The sequence below is a fragment of the Pontixanthobacter sp. genome (assembly GCF_049682855.1).
Classification (GTDB): Bacteria; Pseudomonadota; Alphaproteobacteria; order Sphingomonadales; family Sphingomonadaceae; genus Pontixanthobacter.
In genome coordinates this window covers 86938-92946 of record NZ_JBAUIK010000014.1, presented here as the reverse complement: position 1 = coordinate 92946, position 6009 = coordinate 86938, and the positions used below count along the sequence as shown (strand labels likewise).

Annotated in this window: 8 protein-coding genes; 1 reads left to right on the top strand and 7 read right to left on the bottom strand. The window is 61.1% G+C overall.

The features are described from left to right. On the top strand, positions 1-233 hold a 233-nt coding region (locus tag WA922_RS09835), incomplete at its 5' end, for a helix-turn-helix domain-containing protein (protein ID WP_424771526.1). A 126-nt stretch (positions 234-359) separates the two neighbouring features. Here the strand turns inward: WA922_RS09835 and WA922_RS09830 are convergent. The 7 genes from WA922_RS09830 to WA922_RS09800 all read right to left on the bottom strand — a co-directional run bounded on the left by WA922_RS09830 (position 360) and on the right by WA922_RS09800 (position 6006). Further along, the gene (locus tag WA922_RS09830; RefSeq protein WP_424771525.1) at positions 360-758 is read right to left on the bottom strand and encodes a VOC family protein; all 399 of its coding nucleotides are present in this window, start codon (positions 756-758) and stop codon (positions 360-362) included. Between the two features lie 226 nt (positions 759-984). Continuing rightward, complete coding sequence (locus tag WA922_RS09825; RefSeq protein WP_424771524.1) at positions 985-1320, bottom strand: DUF7668 domain-containing protein; 336 nt, start codon at positions 1318-1320, stop codon at positions 985-987. Between the two features lie 172 nt (positions 1321-1492). After that, entirely contained in the window at positions 1493-2005 is a 513-nt protein-coding gene (locus tag WA922_RS09820; protein WP_424771523.1) for a DUF4287 domain-containing protein, read from the bottom strand. A 224-nt stretch (positions 2006-2229) separates the two neighbouring features. After that, positions 2230-2553, bottom strand: coding sequence for a DUF736 domain-containing protein (locus tag WA922_RS09815; RefSeq protein ID WP_424771522.1), 324 nt, complete (start codon positions 2551-2553; stop codon positions 2230-2232). A 527-nt stretch (positions 2554-3080) separates the two neighbouring features. Beyond that, the gene (locus tag WA922_RS09810; protein WP_424771521.1) at positions 3081-3521 is read right to left on the bottom strand and encodes a hypothetical protein; all 441 of its coding nucleotides are present in this window, start codon (positions 3519-3521) and stop codon (positions 3081-3083) included. Positions 3522-3673: 152 nt separating this feature from the next. Continuing rightward, positions 3674-5467 carry a ParB/RepB/Spo0J family partition protein gene (locus WA922_RS09805; RefSeq protein ID WP_424771520.1) on the bottom strand — a complete coding sequence of 598 codons (1794 nt, stop codon included), beginning with the start codon at positions 5465-5467 and terminating at the stop codon, positions 3674-3676. Between the two features lie 137 nt (positions 5468-5604). Beyond that, positions 5605-6006 carry a DUF2958 domain-containing protein gene (locus tag WA922_RS09800; protein WP_424771519.1) on the bottom strand — a complete coding sequence of 134 codons (402 nt, stop codon included), beginning with the start codon at positions 6004-6006 and terminating at the stop codon, positions 5605-5607. Between the last annotated feature and the right edge of the window lie 3 nt (positions 6007-6009).

Genomic DNA, 6009 nt, shown 5'->3' with positions numbered 1-6009 from the left:
GCATGACCCTGCGCGAGACCTTTGCTGCCAATTTGCGCCGCTATCGAAAAGCGGTCGGCCTGTCGCAGGAAGAACTTGCCCATCGCGCACAGATCGACCGGACCTATGTCAGCAGCCTTGAGCGCTGCCAGTATGCTGCAACGCTTGATGTGATCGAAAAGCTGGCAGTCGAGCTAGGTATTGATCCCGCGGAATTGCTTGCAGGTGCGGAAGTCGACGAATTTTCAACTTAGCGGGGTGTCCGCTTTGGGGCTGCGCAAATGGCGTTCTCAATGGCCGATATTGGGTGGAAAGCGGACATTCGCGGGATCGCATGATCGAGGTCCGCTAGGTTTAGAAGCAGACCCGTGCCGGACGGATCAGGCAGGAAAATGAATTCCGCACAGTTTGTTGCCGTCGGGATCACGAAAATAGGCCAGTTCGATGGTGCCCATGGAGGCAGTTTCGCGCGGCCCGGGCGGAGCTTCGATCGAGGTTCCGCCAGCGGCAACGGCGGTATCGTGAAGCTGCTTTACCTGCTCGGGCGAGTCGCAGGAAAAGGCGACTGTGCTGCCGTTGGCGACGCTTGCCGGTTCGTCGTTGATCGGCTGGCTGACGATGAAGTTGGTTCCGTTGCCGTTATTGTAGATCAGACGGGTGTGGCCGCTGTCGGCGATGTTCGGCGTCCCTTCCCCTGCACCCAAGGTGCCGAGCACCGTGTCGTAGAAGCGCTTGGATCGTTCAATGTCGTTCGATCCGACCATGGTGTGAAAAAGCACGCATACTCTCCTGAAGGCTGATCGACTTCCGATCGCCATTAGCGGTTTCACCTAACAGGCACGTAACCCGCAGTCACCCCCGGCCCTTGGAATGTCCGCTTGTGGGTCGTTAGCAGACGGTCTGCTTTTATCACAAACCCACGATAAGCTGACAGTCTGCTTTTGGTGAAATGAAAGACGCTGCTGGATGGCAACAATTGGGTGGAGAGCGGACGTGACCTATGGCTCAAGGAACGTGAACGGAGTCTATCCTCAGCCGTGAGCAATCTGCCTCGAAGACTTTTGCGTGCAAAGTGAGGTCGCTCACCGGCTCATTCATAGTGGAAAGGTCCACAAGCACCTGCCAATAACCGCCCATCCAGCGATAGGCGGAACGGTCCCAAGTCACTTCTTCGAGCGATGCGAGACGATCGCCATACGCTGTAACGTTCGCAGCAATGAGGTTGGCAGTTTCCTGATCGACTGGCTCCACCCCCTCGACGCGTGACTTGCAGAGCTGGAAGTCGCCAGCGGCCAAGGCAGCAGCAATCTCTTTGAACTTGGGACGCCAAAGCACTGGCACCGAGTGCTCATCTTCATCCATCTGAACCACGGGATCACCTCCAGATCAGAGGATTGCATGAAAAAGCCAATGGCAGCAACTGGGTCGTGTCCTGCCGGTCTGCCTTTAGGTGCGGCTAAAGGCGACTCGAACGTCAAAAATTGGGGTGGGAAGCGGACAATCGGCAGCGCAACTAACCTGATCTTGAGTAGGCTTCCTTGACCCAGCCTTTGGCCTCGTCATCGAAGTCAGTGACTGCTTCTAGACGGACCCTGTGACTGCACATGGCATTGTAGGTTTCCAGCCTCGCGGTCGGCTCTTCCCCTTTGAGTGCCACGCCCAAGTCAATGCGTGTCTTGGTGGCTGGAGTAATCAAGGCAAACTGCTTCTTTCTACGAAGACTGACGCTCGTCTTCTTGGTAGCGATCTCGACATCGGAACCGAGCGACTGAGCGAACTTCACAATCTCTTCGTAAAGGGGGCGCAACGCCTCTTTGGGTCCCGCATATTGAGCGGCAACCAGATCGACTTCCTCGCCCGTTTCACGCGCCTTTGCCGCGATCAGGTTGGCGAAGCCGTGTGTTACACCATGTTCTTCCTTGAGTAGCTTGAGGATGGCTCCGTGTCTTTCCAGACCACTCTTCGCGACAATCGCAATCCATTCCGACAGCGGTTTCCCTGTTTTTTCAGGAATGTTCGCCATCATGGTGGCTAATTGGTCTTCTGGTGAACTCCCCATTGTCTTTTCTCCGACCTGAACTCTTCTTGCGACATTCAAGTAAGAATAATGCCATAGAAGAATGCTGGTGGCCAGTTTCCGAAATTGGGTCGTTAGCCGACAGTCGCCTTTCTGTTCTGTTGGATCAGAAGCAGACCTTTCACGAATGAAGCCCCGCCCGGCGTGTGCCGGGCGGGGCAGCCTTGCGGCGGTTACTCGCCATTGACCTTGCGGCTGCGGGTCCAGATCAGGCTGAAATTCTCGCCATCATCTTCGGCGAAAAGGTTCGCGTAGATCGGAGCGACGAAGCTTGGGTCGTCGAGCTTGACCGAGAGATAGTCGCGGCCTTCCTGGCTCTGCTTGCTCCAGGCGGCACCGATTTCGGCGCGGCCAACGAAGACCCGGTGCGAGGGAGCGTTCTCGCTTGCCTGTTCGGTTTCGGCGACGATGCGCACATTCTTCTGCTGCACGCTCATGGTGACGATCTCGCCCTTGTAGCCGGTGCCCGTAGTGGTAAAGTTGCCGATATTGGCCATGATGAAATTCCTTTCGCTTTGGTTCGAACCTGCGCCCATCGCAGCCTCGATGGCCAGACGAGGGCGGTTGTGCGGGGCGGGCGCATCCCGTCAGGGACCGCAGCGTCAGCGAAGGACGGCAGCGGGAGCGGCTATTTTGTTTCGCGATGCAAAGGGCACCCCAGTGCCCGGCGGAAAATAGCCGCCCCCCGCGCCGTTGCGCCCCGGAGCTCCGCAAGGGCGAAGCCCGTCCGCCGCCAGACAGGCCATGCACGAGGCAGCAGGTGGGGCAGGTGACGCCATGCGGAAACGGCAGATCAGGACACTCATCGGCTTGCTTGCCTTTTTACGGGCTCACATTGGTCAAGAAGTGATCGCCCTGTGCGATGTCGCAGGTTGCACGGAACCGAAGTCAGTGAACATCAGGCTCGCAAATTGCCCGTCAGCGTTTCGGACCAGCGACCATCGGTGCTGGTAGCCAGCTGGGCCATGTCAGCGCTTGATCGAGGACCAGCCGATTCCGACAATCGCCCAGTCCGGCAAGCGGCTTACACCCATGATGGCGGGTTCGGCGATGGGGTAGCGCCACCGCGAACGGTGAGCCAGCGCAGGGCCGCTGCGCTTCCAATCAGCATGGCTGCCGCGAGGCTCAGCCCCTGGACGATCAGGCCATCGGGGAGGAAAGCAAGGGCAAGACCATGCGCCGCATGATAGCCCGCCACTCCGCCGCACAGGCCGAAGCCTGCAACCGGCACGAGTCGCAAAACAGGGGAGCGTGCACCGGCGAGCAGATGGGCTGCGACCAGCAGCAGTGTGGCAGCTGCCAGTCCGGCACAGGCCGCAAGCGTGCAGCCCGCCCCGCTGGCAAAGGTCCACCAAGCAACTGTCCCGCCGCACCAGAGCGGCAGGGCATAGAGTGACAGCGAATAAAGCAGGCGCGCTGCCAATACGGCAGCGATGAGCACGGTGAGGGCGGCAATGACAATCATGGGGCGTCCTTTCATGGCGAACATTCGCCGGACGCACCTCCCGACCTCCTCCACGGTGCTTTTTTCGATGGCCAACCACTACAACCATGCGCCCCGATGCACAATGCGGGCAGGGGGATCGTCCCGCTGCCCGCATTTTGAAAAGCGCTGGGTCAGGCCGCGAGCGGCTCTGCCTCCGGCGTTTCTTGATGATCTTCCGAAGCGGCTCCCGCGCCTTGCGGTTCGCCCTCCTCGCCTTCGACCAGCCACTCCGCGCGCTTTGCAGCGGCTACGCTCGGCACGCCGCCACGCGATGTATAGGCAGCAGGCGGGAAGGCCATCCAGCGCGGCACCCAGCGCTCGACCTTGGGCCGCTCATTCGCGCCGGTCAGATGATCGGAGATAAGGCCTTTGAGGGTCGCGCCTTTCTCGGTCGCATTGGCGCTGGCCACCGCCTCGCCGCCGACCTCGCCCAGCAGCGCAACCATCACTTCCTTGTCGCGCAACAGGCCGAAGAAGGCTTCATCGGCCTGCCAGCAATCAGCCATATCCACGCCCATGTGCTGGCCGCAATATTCGGCGGCCTCGCTGCCGATGGCGAGCGTTTCGGCCATGACCAGTGCGAGCACCTGCATGACCTCGCCATCTTCCAGCTTGAGCAGCCGGTGCAGGATCGTAACAAGGTCGCTGCCGTAGCGGTCCTGACACAATGCCTCGCGGCTTTCCTCGAAACCCAGCAAATCGAGCATGGTGCGGCGGCGCTCGGCGAGCGCCTTGGTCGCGGGGCTGGCGGCAAGGCTCTCCGCAATTTTTTCGTTGCGGCTTGCTGTATCGGCAGGGCGGATGCTCCATAGCGGCGAACCGGCAATGGCATGGGCGACCATGACGCGCAGCGCCAGCGACGGTTCGGTCGAGAGCCGCTCGCTCACCGCCGCATGGCGGTGAAGGTCGATATAGCTCGCCAGCGTCGAGGTCAGTTCGGGCCGCGCGGGCTTGGTGTCCCCGTCCTCGCCGCGCGCACGGCGCTCTGCTGCTTGCGCTTCGCGGCGGCTGATAAAGCCTTCGTGGAACACCGCCTCGCCATTGGCGCGGCACTGGATATAGACGCGTCCGCCCTTGCGCTTGGAAGCGTGTTCATACTCCCAAGTGGCGAAATGCTCGTTGGGCGGTACGATCACGACATCGGCCCAGCCTGCTTCAAGATAGTCGGCCTTGCGCGACTCGATTGCGGCCATCTGCGCTTCCCAAAAGGCATCGCTGTCGGCAAAATAGCCGTCCTCGCCAAACAGATCGGCAACGATCTGGCCGGAGTAGGTCTCAAGGTCGAAAAGCGCGACACCGGTCGCAATCGATGCGCCGCCAAACAGCCAGCCCTTGAGCTGACTGCCGCGCGGGGCATAGGCCTCCCCGTCCTCGAACAGCGCCAGCCATGCCTTTTGCTGCGCCTTGCTGGCGAGCGTCAGATGGCGGACGGTCGCGGCATCCACTTCCTCGGCGCGGTAGGCCTCGCGGATGCGGGGCAAGAGATTGCCGAGCGCGAGGATGCGCTTCACCTGCAATTCGGTGAGCGCAAAGGTCGCGGCAATATCCTCGACGCTGCGGCCTTCCTTCACAAGGCGGGTGAAGCTTTCCCACTGGGTGACCTCGTCGGGGTCCTGCCGCAGCAGGTTCTCGATCATCGAGATTTCGAGCGCTTCGGCATCGTCACCCTCGCCGATGACAATACACGGCAGGCTGCGCTCCTCGCCGCATTCCTTGGCAGCTTCGACGCTCGCGAAATAGCGGCGCTTGCCTGCCAGTATCTCGAAATAATCGGGCTTGCCATTTGCCCGAACGAACAGCGGCGAGAGCACGCCGCGCGTCTTCACCGATGGCAAGATATCGCGGACATCGGGGGCCTTGCGCCCGCGCCGCATATTGATGGGGGAAACCGAAAGACGGTCCAGCGGAATATGGTCGATCTGCATGATAGTGACTCCTTGAATAATCTCTTGGAAAGGGTGGCCCCGCCCTCCGGTCGGGGGGCTTGGGAGGCGGAAGGCGGGGCCGGTGTGTCCCGCATCGAAGGGACGGGTCCGATGCGGGCATCATCCGCCGGTTGGGGCTACGGCGGTGAACGGCTGCGCCCCTGCTCTCTGGCGCGCGCCAGCGCTGCTGCCGCACAGGTCAAATGGTCGGGGTGCTGGGTGATCTGGCCGCAAAACCGCGCCGCCTCGGCAAAGACCGAGAGCGGATGCTCGGCGGCAAAATGCACATCGCGCTCAATCCGCAAACCTAGCGGCAGGCGCACCGAGGCGATTTCCGACAGGCTCGCGCAGCCCAGTTCAGGAAAACCGAAACCGAGATCGCACAGGCCGAATAGCGTATCGCCGTCGCTGCCGAGTTCGCTGAACAGCCAGGTCGCCGCGCCAACCGGATTGAAGAATTTGACGAGGGGCACATGGTCGGCCTCGCAAGTCCCATGGGCCAGCAGGCGCTCGCGCAGATGTCGGGTGAGAAGGTCCATTGC